Consider the following 22,636-nt stretch of genomic DNA (forward strand, 5'->3'; position numbering starts at 1 on the left):
TATAGTTAGTAGGTTACAGTTGATTTAGCAACAACTATTGCTTCTTCTAAGGATAAGGTTTTTGCATATATTGCTTTACCTGTTATTGCACCATATAATCCCATTTCTGCTAAATCCTTTATATTTTCAATATCTCTAATCCCGCCAGATGCAGTAATATCAATATTAACTGTTTCTTTTAACTTTTTAAGCATTTCAACATTTGGTCCTTTCAAGGTCCCATCTTTGCTTATATCAGTTACTATTATGTTTTTAACACCAACAGCTTCCATCTTTTTAGCAAATTCAATATAATCTAAATCACTTCCAGCTAACCAGCCTCTTCCATATACTTTTCCATCTTTACAATCTATTCCAACTGCAATCTTTTCTCCATATGTATTTATTGCTTTTTTTAGTAACTCCTCGTCTTCCATTGCTATGGTTCCAAGAATAACTCTAGAAATTCCATTATCTAATAAGTATTTTATTGTTTCAAAAGAACGTATTCCTCCTCCAAGCTCCACAGGAATTTTAAGCATGTTAGCAATTTTTATTACTAGTTCATGATTTTCATTGCTCCCACTCTTTGCTCCATCTAAATCAACTAAGTGTACATATTCAGCCCCAACAGCTTGAAAAGACTTTGCTGTCTCAAATACATCTTCTGCAACTATTTCTTTTTTATCATAATCTCCTTGATATAATCTTACTGGTTTTCCATCTATGATATCAATTGCTGGTAAAATTATCATTTAATCAACTCCCCGAAGTTCTTTAAAATACTTAATCCTACAGTTCCACTCTTTTCTGGATGAAATTGAGCCCCAATGACATTGCTACTCCTAACAACACCTGGAATTTTGTTATCACCGTATTCACTATACGCAATTAAATCTTCCTTATTATAATCTTGCGCAAAATATGAATGAACATAATAAACAAATTTTCCTTCTTCTATTGAATTAAAAAGTTCATCTTTTTTATTGTATAATAAATTATTCCAGCCAATATGAGGAATCTTTACACTGTTACTTTTATCTTCTTTCATTTTAACAATATTCCCTTTTAGCAATCCAAGACCTTTTCTTTCAATTCCTTCAAAGCCTTTTTCAAATAGTAACTGCATACCAAGGCATATACCAAGAAGAGGTTTTTTCTTCCTCACTTCTTCTTTAATAACTTTATCCAAAGCTAGTTTTTCAATAGTGTCCATTGCATCCGGGAAAGCTCCAACCCCTGGCAATATTAATGCATCTGCCTTCTGAATTTCTTCTATCTCAGCCGAAATTTTACTTTCTAATTTCAGAAAATCAAGAGCATTTTTAACACTTTTTAAATTTCCCATTCCATAATCAATTATTACTATCATTCAAACACCCCAATTGTTCAGTTTACAGTTCACAAGATACAGTTTACATTTATAGTTATTAGTTAGCAGTTTATGCCCTTTAGGGTACTCTGCGGGTAATGTACAGTTGCAGTTTACAGTTTATACCCCTTAGTGTACCCTGTAGGCAAAGTACAGTTATATCTATCAGTTTACAAGTTTGCTATCCCCCAACTGTAAACTGCCTAAATACTTCCTTTTGTAGATGGTATTCCATTTTCCTCGCTTCTAAACTTTGCTTCCTTAATAGCTCTTCCTAATGCTTTAAATAAGGCTTCAATCTTATGATGATCATTTTCCCCATATAAAACTTTTAAATGAAGAGTTATTCCAGCATTGAAAGCAAAAGCTCTAAAAAATTCCACAATCATCTCTGTTGACATTTCTCCTACTTTTTCTCTTTTGAAATCACAATCAAAAACCAAATAAGGTCTATTGCTTATGTCTAAGGATACCAAAGCTAAAGTTTCATCCATAGGAACATAAAACGTTCCATATCTATTAATTCCAGCTTTATCTCCTAAAGCTTCCTTAAAAGCCTCACCAAGAGTTATTCCTATATCCTCAATTGTATGATGATCACATACATCTAAATCACCTTTAGCAGAAACTTTTAAATCCATTTTCCCATTAAAAGCAAATAAATTTAACATATGATCAAAGAAGCCAATGCCAGTGTTTATTTGACTATTTCCACTTCCATCCAAATTAAGTTCCAAATTAATACTTGTTTCTTGGGTTATTCTTTCTTTCTTTGAACTTCTTTCTATCATATTGTCCTCCTAAAATTCTATAATAGAATAATTAATACATAAAAATCTTCGCTATTGCATCTACCACTTTTCTATTCTGCATCGCAGATCCAACAGTTATTCTAAAGGTATCGCCTTTAAGACTTCGAATTACAATGCCATTATTTTCGAGTCCTTTTATTAAAGCATCCTTATGTTTCGTTCTGCCATAAATAAAGTTTCCTTTAGATGGGTAAAACTCAATTTTCATAGCTGCATTTTTTTGAATTTCCTTTAGATTTGCATATAATTCTTCTCTTTGTTTTACTACTAGCTTTGTATTTTTCACAACATTTTGTGGATATCTCAATACTATAGCTGCTAAATTTTGTGAAAAAGAACTTATTGTATAAGGCACTTTATAATTTAATAATTCCTCTATGTTGCTTTCATGAGTAATTAAAAAACCAATTCTTAAGGATGCAAGTCCCCATGCTTTTGAAAGAGTTCTCGTCACCATGAGATTTTTATACTTATTTATATATTGAAGCATAGACTCACCATGAAATTCATAATAAGCTTCATCCACAAGAACTATTGTATCTTTAAATTCTTCTAATATTTTAATTAGATCTTCTATTTCTATACTTATCCCTGTAGGATTATTAGGATTAGAAAAAAGAATCAAATCAACCTTTTCTTGCTTTCCGAGCTCTATAAATTCTTCCACCTTAAAATTCATAGTTTTATCAATGTTATAGGTTACAAGCTCTCCACCAAATCTTGAAACATAAAAATCATACATTACAAAATCAGGACACAAACTTAATGCTTTTTTCCCTTGCTTTATCATCCTACTTATAACCAGTTCAATTGCTTCATCTGAACCATTACTTACTATAATATTTTTGCTTTCTACACTTGAATATTTTGCATATAACTCTTTAATTTCGTTCATTTCATTAGTAGGATATCTATGTAACTCCATGCTAGTTAAACAAGATTTCATCTGCCTGTGCATATTTTCATCCATTTCTAGATATATCTCATTACTATCTAGTCTAACAACATATTCATCATAAGCATCGATATACTCATTATACACGCCCATGGTTTAATCTCACTTTCACTGAATTAGCATGAGCTGTAAGTCCCTCTTTATTTGCTAAAGTTATTATCTTTTCTCCATTTTCTTCAATTGCTTCTTTTGAATAATAAATAAATGAAGATTTCTTTATAAAACTATCAACTGATAATGGTGAAAAAAATCTTGCTGTACCACTAGTAGGCAATACATGGTTTGTTCCTCCAAAATAATCTCCAATAGGTTCTGGACAATACCTTCCCAAAAACACAGAGCCTGCATTTCTAACCATTCCTAAATATTGCATTGGATCATCTACCATTATTTCTAAATGCTCAGGAGCAATTGCATTAGATATATCAATACACTCTTCAATATTTGCACATATTATTGCTGTACCAAAATCTTTAAAGGAAGCTCTTATTATTTCTTCTCTTTCAAGAGTTTTAATTTGTTTTTCCAATTCTACTTCTACTTTTTCATATAAAGCTTTAGAAGTTGTTATCAATATTGAAGATGCCAACCTATCATGTTCCGCCTGTGACATTAAGTCTGCAGCAACAAAACTTGGATCTGATTTTTCATCAGCGATAACTAATATTTCACTAGGCCCTGCAATCATATCTATATCAACCTCTCCAAATACTAACTTCTTTGCAGTAGCAACAAATATGTTTCCAGGCCCAACAATTTTATCAACCTTTTGAATAGTCTCAGTTCCATATGCTAAGGCAGCTACCCCTTGAGCTCCTCCAACCTTATATATCTTATCTATTCCAGCAATTTTAGCAGCTACCCCTATATATGGATTAATTCCACCATCCTTATCAGGAGGAGTAACCATTATAATTTCATCTACCCCTGCAACTTTTGCAGGAATTACATTCATTAGTACTGATGAAGGATACGCAGCAGTCCCACCAGGAACATATACTCCAACTCTTTCTAAAGGAAGCACTCTTTGCCCCAGATAAACTCCCTTGTCTTTAGTCATTAAGAAGCCATTTGATTTCTGCTTATTATGATAAGCTTCAATATTTACTTTTGCTTCTTTTAATGCTTCAATAAAATCATCTTCAACCTTATTAAAACACTCCTCGATTTCATCCTTTGAAACCTCCAAATTCTTTAGAACAATTTTGTCAAAGGCTTTTGTAAAATCAAATAAAGCTTTATCCCCTTCGCTTTTAACCTTTGATAAAATGCCATACACGCTTGATATTATTTCTTGTTCTGTTTCTGCAACTCTTCCTTTAAGTTCCTTTATTAAAGTTTTCTTATTTTCTTTTGTTATTTCCATCAAATTTAACATGGAATAAACCGCCCCCTCTACCTTGCCAAAAATCGTTTTTTTAATTTTTAATATATATTTTTATTAATAAATTAAAATATACTAATTATAATTATCAACATTTCACGTTTTTTGTCAATTATTTATCACTTCTTTAATCCTTTCTATAAAATTTCCTATTTCAGCTTGTTTCATTTTAAAACTAGCCCTATTTACTATTAATCTTGCACTTATTTCACAAATTCTATCAAGTACAACTAATCCATTTTCCTTCAAAGTTGTTCCTGTTTCCATAATATCTACGATACCATCACACAATCCTAGTATTGGTGCGAGTTCAACAGAACCCTCTATTTTTATAACCTCGACATCCATTCCTTTCTTTTTAAAGTAATCTTTAGCAACCTTTGGATATTTAGTTCCTATCTTAATATGTCCAACCTTCTTGAAAATATCATTTTCAGGTAATGATGCAACTATAAAACCACACTTTCCAAAACCCAAATCTAATACTTCATAGCAATTATTATCATATTCTAAAATGGTATCCTTCCCCACAACTCCAAGGTCAGCTACTCCATGTTCAACATAAGTTATTGAATCAGCAGCTTTAACCAAAAAATAATCTATATCTTGAGTTTTATCTTTAAATACAAGTTTTCTTCCTTTATTTTTTAGTTCAGATGGATCAAATTTTGCCTTGTCTAATATTTTTATTGTTTCTTGTTCTAGTCTCCCCTTTGTCAATGCTATGCTTATGCTCATTTTATAGTTCGCCCCCATTAATAATTTTTATTTCATTAATATCATTATTCGGAAGTAATTCAACAATATACCCTTCTTCTCTAAGTTCTTCACTCTTTTTAATTGCTTTAATTCTATCTTTATCATTGTAGTAAATCTTATATTCATTTTCTGTTTTAATACAACTTTCATCTAATTCAAAAGTTGAGATAACCGAATTAATATCTATTGAAAACCCAACAGCTGGCACAAAAGAATTAGCAAATTTTATTAAACCATCATATCTTCCACCTCTTAATAGAGTATTTCCAAGGCCTTCTCCATAACCTCTAAAAATTATACCTGTATAATAATTGAGTCTTGGAACCATTCCCAAATCAAAAGTCACACTTTCACCATATCCCAATTCCTCTAACTGATTATATAACTCTTCAAGATATTTTAAATTTTCAATTATTTCATTATTAAATGCTAATTTTTTTGCTTCACTTATGATTTGTTTATCTCCAAATAGCCAAGGAAGTTTATTGAAAAATTTTTTATATTCTTCTTTAATTTCTAAGTTACCTAAATAATCCTCTAAATTTTTTAAATTTTTTTCTTCAATAAAATTTGCGATTATCTCTTTATCTTCTACATTTATTTTCAAATCATTAAAAGCCCCATTAAATATTCCTATATTACCTATTTCAAGTTTAAAGTCACTTAATCCCAATTTTTTCAATGCTTCCAATGCAAGCACTAAAATTTCTAAATCAGACTTTTTATTTTCAAGACCTATAAATTCTACACCACAATCGGTATATTCATTTCTTTTACCACCTAAGCTTTCATGCACTCTAAATACATTAGAAGTATATCTTAACTTAATTGGAAATTCTACATCCTTTAATTTTGTTTGAACAACTCTAGCTATAGGAATTGTCATATCTGGTCTCAACACCAAAATACGTCCCCTATTATCAAAAAACTTATACATATCTTCTTCTTTTAAGGTTTGTGAATCATGGTTAAAAGTTTCATAGAATTCAACAGTTGGTGTAATAACTTCTTTATATCCCCACTTTTCAAATAGATTGTCTATATCTCTTTCTAATTTTCTCTTTATTATACATTCGTTTAAAATCAAGTCCCTTGTTCCCTCTGGAAGCATATTCTTCTTACTCATTTTCCACCCCACTATTATCCATTTATATTTTATCGCTTTAACGTGCTAAACTGTAATTAAATTTATAATATAGTATTTTCTATTGCATGTCAATAATTCTAAAAAATTTTCAAGAAAGTTGATTTTTATATCATCTTTAACTATTATAGTAAATATGAAAACTTCATGTTTTCAATAATATGAAAGGAGTAATTATAGAATTGATTACTAAAAATACAACAACAAATAATAATACAAATACCAACGAAACTAAAATGTATCCAAAAATTTCACAATCAGTTAAATTGGGGTTTCTTCTAGCAATAGTTGGTGGATTTTTAGATTCCTATACTTTTGTTTGTAGAGGCGGAGTCTTTGCAAATGCTCAAACCGGAAACATTGTTTTAGTAGGAATAGAATTTACTAAAGGACATTTTATGCAAGCATTAATGGCCTTTTTCCCAATTTTAGCATTTATAGTCGGAACTCTAGTTGCAGAAAGAATAAAGGATTTTAGTCCTCCTTCGATTGCTTTCACCATTAATTCCGAATCTATTATTCTTGCTTTAGAAATAGTTGTATTATTTATTATTGGATTTATACCAAACTCAATTCCTGATATTTTTATTACAGTTCCTATTTCTTTTGTTTCAGCTGTTCAAATATCTTCGTTTAGAACTTTGGTTGATTCTCCATATTGCACAACTATGTGCACAGGGAATTTAAGATCAGCTTGTCACTCAGCATATATTGCATTCACTCGAAAAGATGAAAAAGCTGCAGCAAGCACTATGAGATATTCAATAATAATATTATCTTTTTTACTAGGCTCTTGCATTGGTGGAATAACTAGCATATGGGTAGGTATAAAGTCGATTTGGTTTGCATCTGTAATATTAATTTTCTCTTTAATTTTATTGAGAATTTATGATTCTTGATTCTATTTACATAATTTAATATTATTTATTACAAAATAATAAAAATAGATTGTCCATATTTAACATTTATTTGTACTGTTGAATATGGACAATCTATTATTTCTTTTATATCTATGCTGGATTTACGCTAAAAAATAAAGCTTTACCAAGTTGAGTATCTTTTATTGCTTGTTTTGCAATTGTAGCAGCTTTTGCTGAATCCTCAAGGCTACAATCAAAAAATAATTTAAGACCCTCTTTTTTTACAAATTTAAATACTTTTTCACCTTCAACTTCGATTTCTTCTACAATCTTTATTACGTCATCTTGTCTCAATGCACAATTTACTATTATCATACTCTTACCTCTTTTCTATTTTTCAAGTTATAAAGTTATGTTTTTTAATTTTATTATAACTATTTTTTATCTAATAGTACATAACATGTTACTACAATGAGCATATCACATTTTTTATATTATTTCAATTTTTTCTATGCAATTATTTATTAAATACTATGAATTATTATAAATGTTTACATTCTTTATAATAAAAAAACATTTATACAAATTTCAACTTAGAAATATGTATAAATGTTTTATTCTAATTATATAAAATGAATTGCAACTTTATTTTTAAGTCCTAGAAATTCACAATTTCAATATTATCAATTGCCTTTTCTACTAATTCATTTATATTTAATTTTTCTTCTTCTTTTCTAATTTCATTAAGCTTTGGATTTGTTTTTGGATGCTTAGGTACAAATATAGTACAGCAATCCTCATATGGAAGTATAGAAGTTTCATAAGTTCCAATCTTCCTTGCTATTTCCATAATATCCGTCTTATCCATAGCTATTAAAGGTCTAAATGCTGGTCTATCCGCACAATCATCACTTACTATAAGTCCATCCATAGTTTGACTTGCTACTTGCCCAATGCTCTCACCTGTACTAACAGAGTTTATTCCATACTTTTCAGAAAGATCACATGCTATTCTCATCATAAATCTTCTCATTATTATAGTAAGTTCATCTTCCCTGCACTTATCTATAATCTCCATTTGAATATCTGTAAATGGAACTATATATAAGGTTATTTTTTCAGTATATTCGGAAAGTATTTTAGCTAATTCCTTAACCTTGTCTTTAGCTCTTTCTGAAGTATATGGATGGCTGTGATAATATACACAGTTTAATTCTACTCCTCTTTTAGCCATAAGATATCCTGCAACTGGTGAATCAATTCCACCTGATAGCATTAACATAGTGCTACCATTTGTACCATAAGGCATACCTGCTGCCCCTTTTGTTATGTCATTATTAGACCAAACATAAGCATAATTATTTCTGACTTCTATATTTAATAGGATTTCTGGAGTTTTTACATCAACAGTGATTTCCCTATCTAAATTACTTAAAACATATGCTCCAACTTCTCTTGACACTTCCATGGAATTTAATTCAAACTTTTTATTTGCTCTATTTGTTACAACCTTAAAAGTACTACCCTTTGCTTCCTTCATTTTTTGTAAAGCTTCATCTTTTATTGCAGCAAAATCAATTTCTACTTCTCTAACCAAGCATACTTCCAATACTCCAAATACTTTTTTTATTCTATTAATACTTTCTTCTACCTCATCAGTTCTTATAAAATATCTTCCACTATCATGTATAAATTCTGCTTTTATTCCTTCAAGTTTCTTTCCGATATTATCTCTTAATTTTCTTTCAAATTTTCCTTTATTTAATCCCTTTAAAAATATTTCTGGGGCATATTTTACTAAAATAAGTTCTTTCATTATTTCTTAATCCTCCTCAAAAATTTTAATCCTTTTTCTAAAATTTCAATTACATAATCAACTTCTTCTTCTTTATTATCATCTGAAAAAGAAAATCTAATTCCTCCAGCAATTTCATCCTTACTTAAACCTAAAGACTTTAAGACATAGCTACCGCCAATTCTTTCTCTTTCTTTCGATGAACAAGCTGATCCTGTAGATACATATATTCCTGCTTCCTCTAAATAATGAAGTAAAACTTCACCTCTAACACCTATAAAAGATACATTTAAAATATACGGTGAAAAACTATCATTTAATAAGCTGTTTATCCTTATATTGGGAATATTTTTTAACTTTTCAATAAACTTTTCTTTTATTTTCAGCACTTTATCATAATTATCTTTCATATTTTCATTAGCTATCTTGCCAGCCAAACTCATACCCATAATTCCCGGTACATTTTGTGTCCCAGCTCTAAAGCCAAATTCTTGTGAACCACCTTCAATTAATGAAACTAATGCGTTTGGCTTTTTAACATATATAAATCCAACTCCTTTTGGTCCATGAATTTTATGAGCACTTGTTGTTAAAAAATCTATATTTAATTTCTTTACATCAATAGGAATTTTTCCATAGCTCTGAACAGCATCCACATGAAATTTAGCTCTACTACTGGTTTCTCTTATTATTTTACTTATGTCATCTAAATCTTGAATTACTCCAATTTCATTATTTACATGCATTATTGAAATAAGTACAGTTTCCTTAGTTATTGCATCTCTTAAATGATTTAAATCTATCTTTCCTTCTTCATCGACTCTTAATAAGGTCACTTTAACATTATTTTCTTCTAATTTCTTTATTGTATTTAAAATTGAAGCATGCTCAAATGGTGTTGTAATAATATGTGATCCGCTTTTCAATAGCCCTTTAAGAATGAAATTATTTCCTTCACTTCCACCAGAATTAAAATGTATTTCATTTTCAGCAGCATTTATAGTTTTCGCTAAGACCTCTCTACATTCTTTGAGTTTCTTCTCACTCTTTAAGCCTAAATTATGTAAAGATGAAGGATTTCCATAAAACTCCTTCATTCCAAAAGTCACTTCGTTTATTACTTCTTCTAAAGGTTTTGTAGTTGAACTATTATCAAAATAAACTTCCAAAATTATTTTCTTCCTTTCATTTTTTGACATAAGAAAAAATCAAAATATATTTTTCTGATTTTTCTTATAAATTTACTATGTATTTTACACATTTTATTATAACAAAAAAAAATTATCTGTATAGTCCCTTTATTTTTTAGCTCTCCAAAGTCTATCATACTGATTATTTATTTTTCATAATATCCTCACACACAAATAAAGCAGTAAATAAGAAAGCTTATTTACTGCTTTAGAGAGAGAAAATTGTTAAGGGGTTTTATTTAGTATTTATTAGGGTTAACTCTATTATAACACAATTATGACGAATTGGAACACATAATTTATATTTTTTTTCATAATATTTATCAAAATTTATCATTATTTTCGCAAATATTCCAATATTATTTTATCAAATAATTATAATCAATACCCTTAATAACAATATTCTTCAAACTGGAATCACTTAAAAGATCTAAAACTTCCCCATCTCCCCCTACAATTTTTAATATTGGTCTTAATGGATTTTCATGGTTTACTTTCATTATAATGCCCTTTCTACCATCACTCAATCTTACATGAACTCCTACAGAATATGGTTCTATCTTTCTCAAAAAAGCTTTAACCACATCATAATCAAAGCTAGTCCCTACGCCACCCATGATATATTCAATTGCCTCAAATGGTTTTATTGGTTGTCTATAAGGTCTTTTGGCTGTTAAAGCATCATACACATCTGCAACTGTAATTATTCTTCCAAAAATAGGTATCTCATTTTTTTTCAATCCATTCGGATATCCAGATCCATCATATTTTTCATGATGACTAATTATCCCTAAATATATTTCTTTATCTAACAAATCATTTTTTATTATGTAATTTGCACCTAGTGTTGCATGTGTTTTTACTATATCAAATTCAATATCAGTTAATTTACCTGGTTTTGAAATTAGTTCAATAGGAATTTCAACTTTTCCAATATCATGCATCAAAGCACATACGCCTAAATTGCAAAGCTGTTGCTTATCTAACCCCAATTCTGCTCCTATTGCAATTGATATGACAGTCACACTTAGAGAATGTAAATATGTATCTTCATCGTAGGTCTGCAAATCAGAAATTCCTACAGTAACGCCTTTATTTTTACTAATATTTTCAACAAGTTTTTCAGATATTTTCTCAATTTCTTTTATACTATTTTCATCCAAAATCTTATGAGTGTTTTCGCAAACATCAAATATTTTTTTAATTGCAAATACTGATTCTTTTCTTAATTTGTAATCTAAAATCTCATTATTTCTTCCGTCTTCAATATAAACACCAACAATACCGAACTTAACTAAATTATCAATATTATCTTTTGTTAATATAGTTCCTTTTTTAAATAGCAAGGCTTTTGATTTCATTTTAGAATCTAGTTCTATATCGCAAGCCAGTTCCATACCACTTTTCAATTTAAATTGAGGCACATAAATCATTTAAATACCCCCTCTCAATACTCTTTATATATAATTATATAAAGACTAGCTATTGTCGGTCAAGGAAATTAAATGAATCGTTACTAGTTATAATTCATACTGCTAATTTTGTATTTTGTTGTTTTTTAATTTATATATTTCTGCTTTTTGTTTCTCTATTATTTTTTTATAATTTGTCTCTTTTTCTCCCCATTCCTTGCTTAAATTGTTGATTAAAGATGCCATTTCATCTGCACTTCCTACAATTCTATTAAATAATAATAAGTTTGATTTCAAAATTTCTGGAATTTCATTATGTGAATATCTTAATCTATGATCAATTTCTCCATAACCTTCTTCAAAAATCGTTCTAACCTGTATTTCGGCAATAACCTTTTGATTCGTTGGATAAAATTCCACAAGATAATGAACAGATCTATATCCAGATGCTTTCGATCTTACCTCAATACTAGGATCATCAAAAACTTCTATGTTATCACCATCTCTAACATTAGCTGTAATCTCAATTACATTCCAAGTCTTAGAAATAAATTCATGTATTCCCTGCCATTGATCCTTAAAAATATGAATAACCCTAATTCCTATTAAGTCATTTATTTCATTTTTATAGTTTTCTACTGTAAATTCAAAATCTCTTCCATATTTACTCTTTCTATCTTCTGTTTTTCTTATAATCTTCTCAATTAATCTATCTGGATCCTTAATTCTGGATTTAACTGAATGTACCATATTTTCTGATCTCAATATATTAGCTATAAACTCTGCTTGACTTTCATATGAATTTTTATATTCCATATAATCTTCGTAAATTTCCTTAAGATTATCCACATTTATATTGTGTTTTAAAATAGTTTCTTCTGTTCTAGGATACTTGGATAAAAATCCATGCATACTAAATTTTTTATCCATCTATATATGCCCCTTTGTTTATTATTATTTTTGTACTTTAATTATACTTCATTAATTTAAAATCATACATAATAAATGTATAAACCTCTTTACTTTATCTTAATAGTGAATTTCTTATCATTATATATTTCTAACAATTTAGAGTTATCAATAACACTTACTGAATAATCTCCATCCTTAATTGCTCTATCAAAAGAAAATACATACTCATCACTATCTATTAGATAAGTTGTAGCTTCATTTTGTTCTATTTCATTATAATCATCATCAAATGATAATACCTTCTCTCCATTCTTATTATTAGTTATTTCAATTGGTTCAAATTTAATTCCATATTTCGATTTATACTGAATTTTTGTTTTTCCACCTTCACTTTCAACTTTAGTAATAGCTGCATATTCTTTTCCATCATTAGTGTATATCTTAGTTTCCCCTTTTAAATTTAGTTTCGTTATAATTTTTGGGGCAGTATCACCAGATCTAGTATATCTATATGGGATAAATGTTAATGCTTCTGTATCTTCGTATACTTCTTTAAATTCATTATTAAAGTAAATAGTGTTATTTCCATCTTTATCTATATCACTAGATGCACTGCTGCCATTTTCCCTAAAAAATCTACCCTTATTATCAAATACAGAGAAACTCAATCCATCCCCATTATCATCTTTTGATACTCCTTGTATTGCTGTATTTATCGGTGTTGCAATAATTTTATTTATTTGATATCCATTTACTATATCACTTAAATCTATATTACAGTCTTTTTCATTGACTTTTCCATTAATTTTTTCATTGCTTACAGGAATATTAAATTCCCAATTTCCATTAACCCAATCATCTTTTGTATACTCTATTTTATTAATATTAATATTTAACATAAATTTATCAGGTATTTCTATATATTCTCCTTCACCCACTTTTCCTTTTAATTCCTTTAATCTTATATTATTTTCTCCTATTGAATACTGAGTAATCCCAACAAAAGTCTTTTTATCATCTATGAATTTTCCTTTTCCTCCACTTGAAAATGATACCTTACTTCCATTTATCTTTAATTCTGCATTATCAAAGTTTGGAATATGTTTCATCTCTTCTTCGCTTTCAATAGTATAAAATAAATTTAATTCAAGTCCATCATAGACAACTTTGTTTATAGTAATTTTTACCCCATTACTTTCTTTAGTTATATTTAAATCAGAAGAATATTCATCATACTTCTCATACCTTTTATCATTAAATATTTTAAAAATCCCTCCTATAATAGGAATATTACTTGCATAAGCTGGCATCGTAATTCCTAATAGAAGCATACCTATTATAAAAATCGAACATATACTAGCAATCTTTTTTGCATTCGATCGTCTTTTACCTAATTTATTAATAGCATCATTTAATTTACTATTTATATCTTCTGGTACATAATTAATCTCATTTTTTATTTTTCCTCTTACTTTTTCATCAAATAACTCATCATTTATTCTCATAACATTATACCTCACTCATTACTTCCTTAAGCTTTGCTCTTGATCTTGTAAGTCTTGACCTAACAGTGCCCTCTGGTATTTTTAAGATTTTCGCAATATCTTTAATGCTCATATCTTCAAAGTAGAATAACACTGTTGTAATTCTTAATTCTTCACTTAAGTCATTTATTGCTCTTGTTAAATCCATATTTTCATAGCTGTCCCTATATGCTTCTATATCAATTTTTTCAGTTAGTGACATAACCCTTTTATTTTTTCTTAATATTTTATTGCACTCATTAATTAAAATTTTTATTATCCAAGTTTTAAAATACTCATCTTTCTTTAAAGTCCATAATTTTTCAAAAGAATTTATTATTGTGTCTTGAAGAGCATCTTCAATATCTTCCTTATCTTTTAAAATCCCTCTGGCTACTCTATAAAGATTTAACCTGTTTTCATCTATAAGTGCTAAAAAAGCTTCTTTGTCACCTTTCTTTGCCTTAGATACTGTTGATTTTTTCCTATAATTTAAAAATGATATCAACTCCATCTTTTCCCCCTTGAATTTATATACTAAGTCAATACATATATTTTAGTAAACTTTAAAGCTGTTATTTTCTTTACATACTTAAGCATTACAATCATTAGATTATTTAAAATATAAAAATGCTCACAAATTATTTAAATTAATTATATATAGTAAATAATTTTTCACATAAAAAATAAAAAGCACCAATAATATTCCACTATTATCAGCGCCTCCTATTGTATTATTCTTTTAACCAATAATTGCTACAATCTTTAGCTCTTTCAATAAAACCATACTCTATTAACGCCCTTCTTATTGTTGCATAATCTTCATACACTCTTTCAAGGATTCTATTTATTTCTTTTTCTGAATAAGTCTTTCCCTTTGTAAAATTCTTTGATATCTCCTCTAAAACAATAATTTTTTTCTTTTCCTTAGCAGGATAACTCTTCAAAGCTTTATTTTCATCCATATATGTGTTAATTACATTTAATTTTTCTTCATCAGTTATATTAAACCTATCATCTATGGTAGTTGCTGTTTTATGAGGATCACATATAATACCTTTATCTAATTTGTTAATCTTCTTATTAGTATTTTTTGAAAGTAAATCCATCATGGCTAAGAATAATTTTGCTTGCTTTTCCTTTTCTCTTAACTTAAATCTATGATTTCTTATAGTTGATTGTGCAACTCCAAGCTCTACTGCTATTTCTTTATCCGTTAATCCTTGAGCTATTAGCGTTATTAACTCTCTTTGTACCTCAGACACTCCTGTGAAATTTGAATTCATTCTAAGTAAATATTCAAGCATTGAACCATGTTTTTCTTTAATATGTAATTCTGCTGCCTTTCTTGCATCATATAATTTTGAATTCACTTCAAATATGCGTCCTTTTTCATAAGCTTCTTCACATATAATACATCTATAATCATTTTCAGTTTCAATATAACCTTTTTTTACTTCATCTATTCCAGCACTCCAAAATAATTCATTTGACTTAATCTCCATAGACTTTAGTTCCTCTCACTTTTTAATCTATTAATTATTATACTATATTTTAATACAATATCTATATACAAGTAAACCAACTCTATATAGTCACGTTGCTGATAATTATAAAAACTACATAGTACCTTTTTTATTATGCAAAATAATACTGCTTTGAATCAAATCCTTTATTTTTAAAATCTGTATTTAAAAATTCAAATTGTTCTGGAATAACCTTTATCAAATTCATGTTTATTGGAATATTCTTCAAAGTTTCTATTTTTATTCCTTTAAAGCTCATCACTTCAATATATTCCTCACTTAAATAAGGAATCAGCATCCCTTTCCCTGATACCTGCAGCCCCTTAAGATTACTCATAGAAGTGTAATTATCAAATATAGCTATACAAACATTTGAATTTTGTAATAATCCCTTAAATTTAAATCCGCCTTCACTAATAAAATAGAAATTATTTTTATAATATATATGTTCTATTGGTGTATTTCTAATAAAATTTCCACTTCCCGTTGAAAGAGTACAGGTATTATGACTCGTAATAAACTTATTAATTTCATTTATTAATTCTTCCCTTTCCATTTCTTGTTCAGGCTTATTTAAAATTCTTCCTACTCTGCTTGCTAATTCAATTGCTTTTTTCTTATCAAAATTCCCCATATCCTCGAATTTCATATTTATCTTTTTTAAAAAATTTTTAAAAATTATTTTATCTTCTTCAGTAAGCTTATCAATTCTCAATTCCCCTTGAACAAAATCTACAAACTCTACCTTTTTACCAATACAATTTTCAATACATTCTGCATATTTAGTAATATCTTTGCACGATAATCCAACTCCAATAATAGCTACATTTTTAGTTACCATATTATTTTTTTCAATCACTAAATATTCTTTAAGCTTTTTTCCAGTGTTATATCCATAAAACCCAAATACCAAGACTATATTTTTATATTTATTAATTTCCAGTGGAACCTTGCTTACATCAACACTTCTTGAATTTCCTAAAATTAAAGCAATTATGTCCGCAGCCTTTTTAGCAGTTCCATAATGACTTTCACTAATAATTAATGTATTTCTCATAAATCTTCATTCCTTTCCTTCTAATATAATTAATATTTTAGACCATTCCTTTATAATATATCTATATACTATAATTAGAATTAATAATACTTATTACAAAAAATCTCTACAATCTAAAATTGCAGAGATTTTTTTAACTTTTTAAATTTAACTTCTAAACCATATTATTAATTTATCCTAAAATTTCTTTAACGATTTCCCTGTCATCAAAATGTATCTTTTCATTACCTATTATTTGATAATTCTCATGACCTTTTCCTGCTATTATTAACAAATCCTCTTCTTTTAAAAGCTTCAAGCCTTTTTCAATGGCCTTTCTTCTATCTGCAATTTTTTCATAGCTTGAATTTATTTTCTCCATTCCTTCTTCTACATCTTCAATAATCTTTTCTGGATCTTCTGTCCTTGGATTATCAGAGGTTATTATACAATAATCTGATAAAATTCCAGCTGCCATTCCCATAATCTTTCTCTTTGATTTATCCCTATCTCCACCACATCCAAATACAGTTACTAATCTTCCATCAGTAGTTTCTCTTGCCATCATTAATAATCTTTCCAAAGCATCTGGTGTATGCGCATAATCAACTATTATATTTTTATTTAAACTGTTTGTTACCATTTCTAATCTACCTGGAACATATTTAAGGTTAGATAATGCACTAACAACATCACTAATATCCATTCCAAGTCCTAAGCAAGCACCTATTGCCGCTAAAGCATTATAAACAGTCACTTTCCCTGGAATATTAACTTTTAAATCTTTCCCTGACCACCAAGACCAATTCATTTCTTTAAACTTAATCTTAAAGATAACACAATCATTTTTATATCTAATATCTGTTGCTTTAATATCAGCTTCTTTATTTATTCCATAAGTTAAAATCTTACAAGTTGCCTTTTCAATAATTTCTTCAGCAATCTTATCATCTAAATTAATAACTCCTATAGAACATTTTCTAAATAATTTCATTTTTTCATTCTTATAATTTTCCATAGTACCATGTTCATCTAAATGATCTTGAGATAAATTTGTGAATACACCAACATTAAAATCGCAATTTTCAACTCTATACTTTGCCAATGCAGAAGACGTAACTTCCATTATTACATTTTCAGCACCTTTATCAATGAACTCTCTAAACAAACCTTGTAACTCCAATGCTTCTGGTGTTGTTGGATTTATTTTCTGTATATTTGCCTCTTTATTTTCAAATTCATAGCCTAAAGTACCTATTACAGCTGTTCTCTTATTATATGCTTCTAGTATGTCTTTAATATAATGAATAACCGTAGTTTTTCCATTGGTCCCAGTTACTCCAACTAAATTAATCTCTTTTGATGGCTCATTATAAAATACGTTTGCCATACTTGCTAATGCCACCTTTGAATTATCTACTTTTATTACAGCTATATTTTCATTTTTAACTTGTATTTCTTCCTCAATTATTATTGCTAAAGCGCCTTTTTTTATTGCTTCTTTTATATAATCATGTCCATTCACATTTACCCCATTTATGCAAACGAATATTGAATTTTCTTTTATTTTTCTTGAATCATAACTAATATTTGAGATATCTATATCAACACCGCCATTAATCACTTCGTACTTTATATCCTGCAATAATTTATATAACTTCATTGTTTTTTCCTCCAAATATGTTTTTTCACCTATGTTTTTACCATAATATAATTATATTCAACATTTTCGCAATAAATAGTGCATATATTGCTTGAAATATTGCAAAAAGTGCTCTATCATTTAAATTGATTATATATGTGCCAATTATAAATACTGACATAGATATCCAAATTAAAAATCAAACTTATAAACGGAATGTGTGCATCATCGAGAAATTATAATCGTAACACTACACTAGAAATTAGATACTTTTTTTCTGGAAGCAGGCATGTGAAATTGAGCTGATGATGGTTGTTAAGCAGAGAACCCAAATCTGTGATTTGGTGTGAATCGCTTACTCAGCGAACGAAAGTGAGTCGAGTTTCCTCTATGGCTTGTTTCATTTACAGCTTGTCCAAAAGTGAATGTCCAAAAAGTAAGTGTCCAAATTTTATATTTGGAAACACGAACTTTCTCCCTGGAGCTTTTATATTTGGAAACATGAACTTTCTCCTTGGGGATTTTACATCTGGAACACGCTGAAATGACGACAAGCCACCATTTAGAACCTTCCAGCGAAAATTTCACTAGTCCTGTGGAAGATAAATGTATCTGATTTCGATAATTGTTGCATAAGTCTAATTCTCGCTTTGGATATCTATAATTCCAAGGATAAAGTTCAGTTATTTGATAATTGCAATGCATATAGAACTTATATATAAATTTAAAAGGTGATTACTATATGAATAAAGATTATATTAACAATAAATCTGGCTACTTAAATAGAGACTTTCAACTATTTCATTTAAAAGATAAAAAAAATCAAGAATTTGAATTTCATTACCATGACTTTAATAAAATAATAATTTTTCTCTCTGGAGATGTAACTTATTTAATTGAAGGTAAGGCTTATAATTTAAAACCTTGGGATATTTTACTTGTTAATAACCACGATGTCCATAAGCCTATCATTAATCCAGCTAAAACTTATGAAAGAATCATTATTTGGGCTGATTCAAATTTTATAGATAATCATAGCTATGAAAACTGTGATTTATTGACATGCTTTAAATTAGCAAACGAAAAGAGTTTTAATCTCATTAGATTAGAAACAAATTTTCAAGACAATATTAAATTTATAATTGAATCTCTTGAAAACTCCTTTAATTCAAATAACTTTGGAAGCAAGCTTTTAAGTAATTCATTATTTATCCAATTGCTTATATATTTAAATAGAGTTCACCTAGATAATGCATATATAAATGATGAAAATTCTCTTAACCTTAAATACGATAAGCAAATAGAAACAATTTTAAAGTACATAAATAATAATTTATGTGAAGATCTTTCCATAGAAACTTTATCTCAAAAATTTTACCTTAGTAAATATTATCTTATGCACAAATTTAAAAGAGAAACTGGATACACTGTCCACAATTATGTGAATCAAAAAAGGCTTTTACTGGCTAAGGATCTTATTAAATCAGGAGAATCCATTACTAAAGTTTATACACTATGTGGATTTAATGATTATTCATCCTTTCTTCGTTCCTTTAAAAATATGTTTAATAAATCACCTAGCACTTTTTCTTCTAAAAATTAAGCATAAAAAACTACCTCAAAGTATTATTTTACTTTGAGGTAGTTCTAACCCATTTATTTTCTTACCACTTCTATATCCTAATATTCATAATTATTATTCTGTTCTTCATTTAAATTCAAAGTTTAATTCTTAGCTACTTTAGTCATTTTATCGAAGCCTTGAATTTTAACATTTATTTCAGAAAGAATTTTAGACATCATATTTTCACTTTCCTTATTAAATAAAACTGCTTCTAACTGTTCATTTAATAAATTAACTTTAGCAGTTAACTGTTCAATTTTTTCTTCTTGTTTATTAATTATTATGTTCTTAAATACTAATTCGTCTTTTAATTCCTTTAATTCTTGATTAAATAGAGTTGCACTGTTAACAAGCTTTTCACTTGATAGTTCTTCTCCAATTCTTATTTCTACATCTTTATATATCTTGCGTTTAATAATATCAAAAACTTTATTTCTATTACCATATTCAACATAAGATATTAATTTTGAATCAAATTCTTTAAAACCGTTAGATACTCTAAACAATATATTATTTAATATATTCAATAACTCTATACCAGTTCCAAACATATTGTTGCTTTTATCACATATCATAAAACTACTAATCTTTTCAGAAACGTCACCTATTATATTTAAGTTCTCATTTCTATCATTATATATATCAAAGAAAGCCTGTTGATTACCACTCTTATCATTTTTTGCTTCTAAAATAATCCCACCTGATTGTCCATTCTTTTTCATTACATAAGTATAAAATTCTTTCAATAATTTTTTAGCTGCTCTTGAATATGAATCTGACATATCTCTTTTAACAGTACTAGTAACTATTGAAAATTTGAAATCCTTAAATAATGATGCTAATTCACTTGCAAATTTTGTTCTTTCTCTCTTATTTATCCCTCTGTAAACCTCTTCTTTAAGAATCATATCATCTAAAAATACATTAGTACCACCACTAAATACCTTATTCTTATACTCATCCAACTTCATTTTAAGTTCACATTCATAATACTTAGAATCACCGCAATAATCGCATTCAAATACTACCCCAACCATCGTGAAATTCTCATCTTTGTCTGTTAAAAACCCATTTTCATTAACAAACATAATGTATTTTTTACCCATATGCCACTCTCCTTTTACAATTACTACGTAACTATATCTGTTATTTTTCAATTAGTATATCGATGCTTATGAGGACACATCTATACTATATTAAAAATGTTATCTTAATAACATTAATAAGCACTTATGTTAACGTCTTTATGCAAAGGATGTCTATTTTATACCATAACCCAAATTAATTATCATAAAACAATTATCCCATTTTAACCACCTCCTATAATTATATATATTATATTCTACAAATATTAGAAATTTCCTTTATAAATTTAGTATAAATTTAATAATTAAATATTATTTAATATATATTTTATTATTATTGATAATTTATAGTAAATAATATCAAATCATTTTCTATAACACCCTTATAAATTTATGTTATGTGGTAAAAAAATAAATTATTCCTAAAAAATAAGATAACCCACCACTATAAAGCAGGTTATCTTATTTCTTTCAGCTATTAACTGTTATTTATTATTTCCTTTATTGCTGCTATTGCTTTTATTGTTATTTTCTGACTTTGAGGAATTATTGTTACCTTGAGCATTTGCATTACTATTATTCTTCTTTTCTGAAGTTGAATTAGCATTGTTGCCTTGCTTTAAGTCATTCTTAACTTCATCGTCCTTTTTACCATTATTCTCATTTGTTTTAGAAACACCATTATTTTTTTCCTCTTTTACATTTGAAGTTTTATCTGAATCAGTTGTATTTTGTGTTGAAGTGCTTTGCTTATCATCATTTTGAGTAGTTGTTTCACTATCCTTACTTACATTCTCACTATCTGTTGCTGTACTTTCTAAATTTTCTTCATTTTGTTTGTTAGCTTTTCTTAATTCATTAGTCTTTTTCATGATCTCTTTAACAGAACTTGATTTGTAATCCTCAACTTTTATTGATGGATCCAATTCTTGAAGTTTTTGTATAAGATTTAACTTTCCAGGTGTAATTCCAAGCTTTCTCGCTTCATCTCTTCTTTGAAGTGCTACCTTTTCAGCTTCAACTGTTGCATCAACTTCATTATCTTCTAAAGTTTTATTAACTACTTCTTTTACAGTTTCCTCTAACTTATCCGCAACTTTATCTTTGTCAGAAGCTGTAGCTATTTCGATACCTGATGTACCATCTTCTTTTACATATCCATCTTCAATAGCATTAGTAATTATTGTACTTACAGCCTTATCAACATCAGTTTTAATTAAGTTTGTGCCTTCTAATACTTTTTTTCCATCTTCATTATAAGCTTCAGCTGACACAACCTCGTTAAAAGTATTAACTCCTAATTCTACACTTGGATTTATATCCATGCTAACATATGCTACTGGAGTAGTTTTTGCATATGCAAATCCCCCTCCTCCTAAACTTAAAATTAACGCTCCTGATAATGCTAGTGCGATTTTTCTTTTCATAATTAATCCTCCTAAAATATTATAAATTTTATCTTTAAGTGTTTTATTTTCAGGCTCATATCCTGCTTTTTTCATTATGGATTGTTCAATTCTTCTTTTTGTTAAAATACTCATTTGTATTTTAATTTCATCATCTAATAGCAAATTTGTCTCTTTTATATCTAATTCATCTAATTTTGCAAACAATTTATCTTCCAAC

The 22,636-nt window shown here is 28.1% G+C and carries 21 protein-coding genes; 2 read left to right on the forward strand and 19 right to left on the reverse strand.

Annotated features, from left to right (window positions below):
* Positions 1-5 precede the first annotated feature (5 nt).
* The 7 genes from hisA to hisZ form a co-directional block, all read right to left on the reverse strand.
* The gene (hisA, locus tag L3B98_RS20405) at positions 6-734 is read right to left on the reverse strand and encodes a 1-(5-phosphoribosyl)-5-[(5-phosphoribosylamino)methylideneamino]imidazole-4-carboxamide isomerase (RefSeq protein ID WP_238918052.1); all 729 of its coding nucleotides are present in this window, start codon (positions 732-734) and stop codon (positions 6-8) included.
* On the reverse strand, positions 731-1,351 hold the full coding sequence (gene hisH, locus L3B98_RS20410) for an imidazole glycerol phosphate synthase subunit HisH (RefSeq protein ID WP_015391629.1): 621 nt from the start codon (positions 1,349-1,351) through the stop codon (positions 731-733). Before hisH ends, hisA begins: the two co-directional genes overlap by 4 nt.
* Positions 1,352-1,554: 203 nt before the next feature.
* The gene (hisB, locus tag L3B98_RS20415; protein ID WP_238918053.1) at positions 1,555-2,142 is read right to left on the reverse strand and encodes an imidazoleglycerol-phosphate dehydratase HisB; all 588 of its coding nucleotides are present in this window, start codon (positions 2,140-2,142) and stop codon (positions 1,555-1,557) included.
* Between the two features lie 31 nt (positions 2,143-2,173).
* Complete coding sequence (locus L3B98_RS20420) at positions 2,174-3,211, reverse strand: histidinol-phosphate transaminase (RefSeq protein ID WP_238918054.1); 1,038 nt, start codon at positions 3,209-3,211, stop codon at positions 2,174-2,176.
* Positions 3,198-4,496: a histidinol dehydrogenase gene (hisD, locus tag L3B98_RS20425; RefSeq protein ID WP_238918055.1), complete on the reverse strand. Its 1,299-nt coding sequence runs from the start codon at positions 4,494-4,496 to the stop codon at positions 3,198-3,200. Before hisD ends, L3B98_RS20420 begins: the two co-directional genes overlap by 14 nt.
* Before the next feature lie 114 nt (positions 4,497-4,610).
* A complete protein-coding gene (gene hisG, locus L3B98_RS20430; protein ID WP_015391625.1) occupies positions 4,611-5,240 on the reverse strand; it encodes an ATP phosphoribosyltransferase in 630 nt (209 codons plus the stop codon).
* Between the two features lies 1 nt (position 5,241).
* Positions 5,242-6,387, reverse strand: coding sequence for an ATP phosphoribosyltransferase regulatory subunit (hisZ, locus tag L3B98_RS20435; protein ID WP_017810774.1), 1,146 nt, complete (start codon positions 6,385-6,387; stop codon positions 5,242-5,244).
* 254 nt (positions 6,388-6,641) lie between these two features.
* Here hisZ and L3B98_RS20440 point away from each other — a divergent pair, with 254 nt between their 5' ends.
* Positions 6,642-7,304: a YoaK family protein gene (locus L3B98_RS20440; RefSeq protein ID WP_238918073.1), complete on the forward strand. Its 663-nt coding sequence runs from the start codon at positions 6,642-6,644 to the stop codon at positions 7,302-7,304.
* A gap of 111 nt (positions 7,305-7,415) precedes the next feature.
* Here L3B98_RS20440 and L3B98_RS20445 read toward each other — a convergent pair whose 3' ends face one another.
* From L3B98_RS20445 to L3B98_RS20490, 10 genes are all read right to left on the reverse strand, one after another.
* Entirely contained in the window at positions 7,416-7,640 is a 225-nt protein-coding gene (locus tag L3B98_RS20445; protein ID WP_015391622.1) for a hypothetical protein, read from the reverse strand.
* 283 nt (positions 7,641-7,923) lie between these two features.
* Positions 7,924-9,081: a tRNA uracil 4-sulfurtransferase ThiI gene (gene thiI, locus L3B98_RS20450; protein WP_238918056.1), complete on the reverse strand. Its 1,158-nt coding sequence runs from the start codon at positions 9,079-9,081 to the stop codon at positions 7,924-7,926.
* A complete protein-coding gene (locus L3B98_RS20455) occupies positions 9,081-10,229 on the reverse strand; it encodes a cysteine desulfurase family protein (RefSeq protein ID WP_238918057.1) in 1,149 nt (382 codons plus the stop codon). Before L3B98_RS20455 ends, thiI begins: the two co-directional genes overlap by 1 nt.
* Before the next feature lie 380 nt (positions 10,230-10,609).
* The gene (locus tag L3B98_RS20460) at positions 10,610-11,683 is read right to left on the reverse strand and encodes an HD-GYP domain-containing protein (RefSeq protein WP_015391619.1); all 1,074 of its coding nucleotides are present in this window, start codon (positions 11,681-11,683) and stop codon (positions 10,610-10,612) included.
* 102 nt (positions 11,684-11,785) lie between these two features.
* Positions 11,786-12,592, reverse strand: a complete 807-nt coding sequence (locus L3B98_RS20465) for a RelA/SpoT domain-containing protein (RefSeq protein WP_238918058.1) — start codon at positions 12,590-12,592, stop codon at positions 11,786-11,788.
* Positions 12,593-12,681: 89 nt separating this feature from the next.
* A complete protein-coding gene (locus tag L3B98_RS20470) occupies positions 12,682-14,079 on the reverse strand; it encodes a DUF4179 domain-containing protein (RefSeq protein ID WP_238918059.1) in 1,398 nt (465 codons plus the stop codon).
* A gap of 4 nt (positions 14,080-14,083) precedes the next feature.
* Positions 14,084-14,611, reverse strand: coding sequence for a sigma-70 family RNA polymerase sigma factor (locus L3B98_RS20475; RefSeq protein WP_238918060.1), 528 nt, complete (start codon positions 14,609-14,611; stop codon positions 14,084-14,086).
* A gap of 220 nt (positions 14,612-14,831) precedes the next feature.
* On the reverse strand, positions 14,832-15,602 hold the full coding sequence (locus L3B98_RS20480) for a DUF2087 domain-containing protein (RefSeq protein ID WP_238918061.1): 771 nt from the start codon (positions 15,600-15,602) through the stop codon (positions 14,832-14,834).
* A 133-nt stretch (positions 15,603-15,735) separates the two neighbouring features.
* Positions 15,736-16,680 (reverse strand): flavodoxin domain-containing protein, encoded by a 945-nt coding sequence (locus tag L3B98_RS20485; RefSeq protein WP_238918062.1) that lies wholly within the window; start codon positions 16,678-16,680, stop codon positions 15,736-15,738.
* A 172-nt stretch (positions 16,681-16,852) separates the two neighbouring features.
* Positions 16,853-18,322, reverse strand: coding sequence for a UDP-N-acetylmuramoyl-L-alanyl-D-glutamate--2,6-diaminopimelate ligase (locus L3B98_RS20490; protein ID WP_238918063.1), 1,470 nt, complete (start codon positions 18,320-18,322; stop codon positions 16,853-16,855).
* A 721-nt stretch (positions 18,323-19,043) separates the two neighbouring features.
* Here L3B98_RS20490 and L3B98_RS20495 point away from each other — a divergent pair.
* Positions 19,044-19,904, forward strand: a complete 861-nt coding sequence (locus L3B98_RS20495) for an AraC family transcriptional regulator (protein WP_238918064.1) — start codon at positions 19,044-19,046, stop codon at positions 19,902-19,904.
* 122 nt (positions 19,905-20,026) lie between these two features.
* On the opposite strand, the gene L3B98_RS20500 is transcribed toward L3B98_RS20495, so the two are convergent.
* Complete coding sequence (locus L3B98_RS20500) at positions 20,027-21,031, reverse strand: hypothetical protein (RefSeq protein ID WP_238918065.1); 1,005 nt, start codon at positions 21,029-21,031, stop codon at positions 20,027-20,029.
* 464 nt (positions 21,032-21,495) lie between these two features.
* Positions 21,496-22,635 (reverse strand): hypothetical protein, encoded by a 1,140-nt coding sequence (locus tag L3B98_RS20505; protein WP_015391612.1) that lies wholly within the window; start codon positions 22,633-22,635, stop codon positions 21,496-21,498.
* Position 22,636 lies beyond the last annotated feature (1 nt).

The sequence above is a fragment of the Clostridium sp. YIM B02555 genome, from assembly GCF_022320955.1.
In the GTDB taxonomy this organism is placed as follows: domain Bacteria; phylum Bacillota; class Clostridia; order Clostridiales; family Clostridiaceae; genus Clostridium; species Clostridium saccharoperbutylacetonicum.

What these genes read in the sequence shown, in the direction of transcription:
- hisA (WP_238918052.1), bottom strand. Translation starts at nt 734, where the DNA reads ATGATAATTTTACCAGCAATTGATATCATAGATGGAAAACCAGTAAGA.
- hisH (WP_015391629.1), bottom strand. Translation starts at nt 1,351, where the DNA reads ATGATAGTAATAATTGATTATGGAATGGGAAATTTAAAAAGTGTTAAA.
- hisB (WP_238918053.1), bottom strand. Translation starts at nt 2,142, where the DNA reads ATGATAGAAAGAAGTTCAAAGAAAGAAAGAATAACCCAAGAAACAAGT.
- L3B98_RS20420 (WP_238918054.1), bottom strand. Translation starts at nt 3,211, where the DNA reads ATGGGCGTGTATAATGAGTATATCGATGCTTATGATGAATATGTTGTT.
- hisD (WP_238918055.1), bottom strand. Translation starts at nt 4,496, where the DNA reads ATGTTAAATTTGATGGAAATAACAAAAGAAAATAAGAAAACTTTAATA.
- hisG (WP_015391625.1), bottom strand. Translation starts at nt 5,240, where the DNA reads ATGAGCATAAGCATAGCATTGACAAAGGGGAGACTAGAACAAGAAACA.
- hisZ (WP_017810774.1), bottom strand. Translation starts at nt 6,387, where the DNA reads ATGAGTAAGAAGAATATGCTTCCAGAGGGAACAAGGGACTTGATTTTA.
- L3B98_RS20440 (WP_238918073.1), top strand. Translation starts at nt 6,642, where the DNA reads ATGTATCCAAAAATTTCACAATCAGTTAAATTGGGGTTTCTTCTAGCA.
- L3B98_RS20445 (WP_015391622.1), bottom strand. Translation starts at nt 7,640, where the DNA reads ATGATAATAGTAAATTGTGCATTGAGACAAGATGACGTAATAAAGATT.
- thiI (WP_238918056.1), bottom strand. Translation starts at nt 9,081, where the DNA reads ATGAAAGAACTTATTTTAGTAAAATATGCCCCAGAAATATTTTTAAAG.
- L3B98_RS20460 (WP_015391619.1), bottom strand. Translation starts at nt 11,683, where the DNA reads ATGATTTATGTGCCTCAATTTAAATTGAAAAGTGGTATGGAACTGGCT.
- L3B98_RS20465 (WP_238918058.1), bottom strand. Translation starts at nt 12,592, where the DNA reads ATGGATAAAAAATTTAGTATGCATGGATTTTTATCCAAGTATCCTAGA.
- L3B98_RS20470 (WP_238918059.1), bottom strand. Translation starts at nt 14,079, where the DNA reads ATGAGAATAAATGATGAGTTATTTGATGAAAAAGTAAGAGGAAAAATA.
- L3B98_RS20475 (WP_238918060.1), bottom strand. Translation starts at nt 14,611, where the DNA reads ATGGAGTTGATATCATTTTTAAATTATAGGAAAAAATCAACAGTATCT.
- L3B98_RS20480 (WP_238918061.1), bottom strand. Translation starts at nt 15,602, where the DNA reads ATGGAGATTAAGTCAAATGAATTATTTTGGAGTGCTGGAATAGATGAA.
- L3B98_RS20485 (WP_238918062.1), bottom strand. Translation starts at nt 16,680, where the DNA reads ATGAGAAATACATTAATTATTAGTGAAAGTCATTATGGAACTGCTAAA.
- L3B98_RS20490 (WP_238918063.1), bottom strand. Translation starts at nt 18,322, where the DNA reads ATGAAGTTATATAAATTATTGCAGGATATAAAGTACGAAGTGATTAAT.
- L3B98_RS20495 (WP_238918064.1), top strand. Translation starts at nt 19,044, where the DNA reads ATGAATAAAGATTATATTAACAATAAATCTGGCTACTTAAATAGAGAC.
- L3B98_RS20500 (WP_238918065.1), bottom strand. Translation starts at nt 21,031, where the DNA reads ATGGGTAAAAAATACATTATGTTTGTTAATGAAAATGGGTTTTTAACA.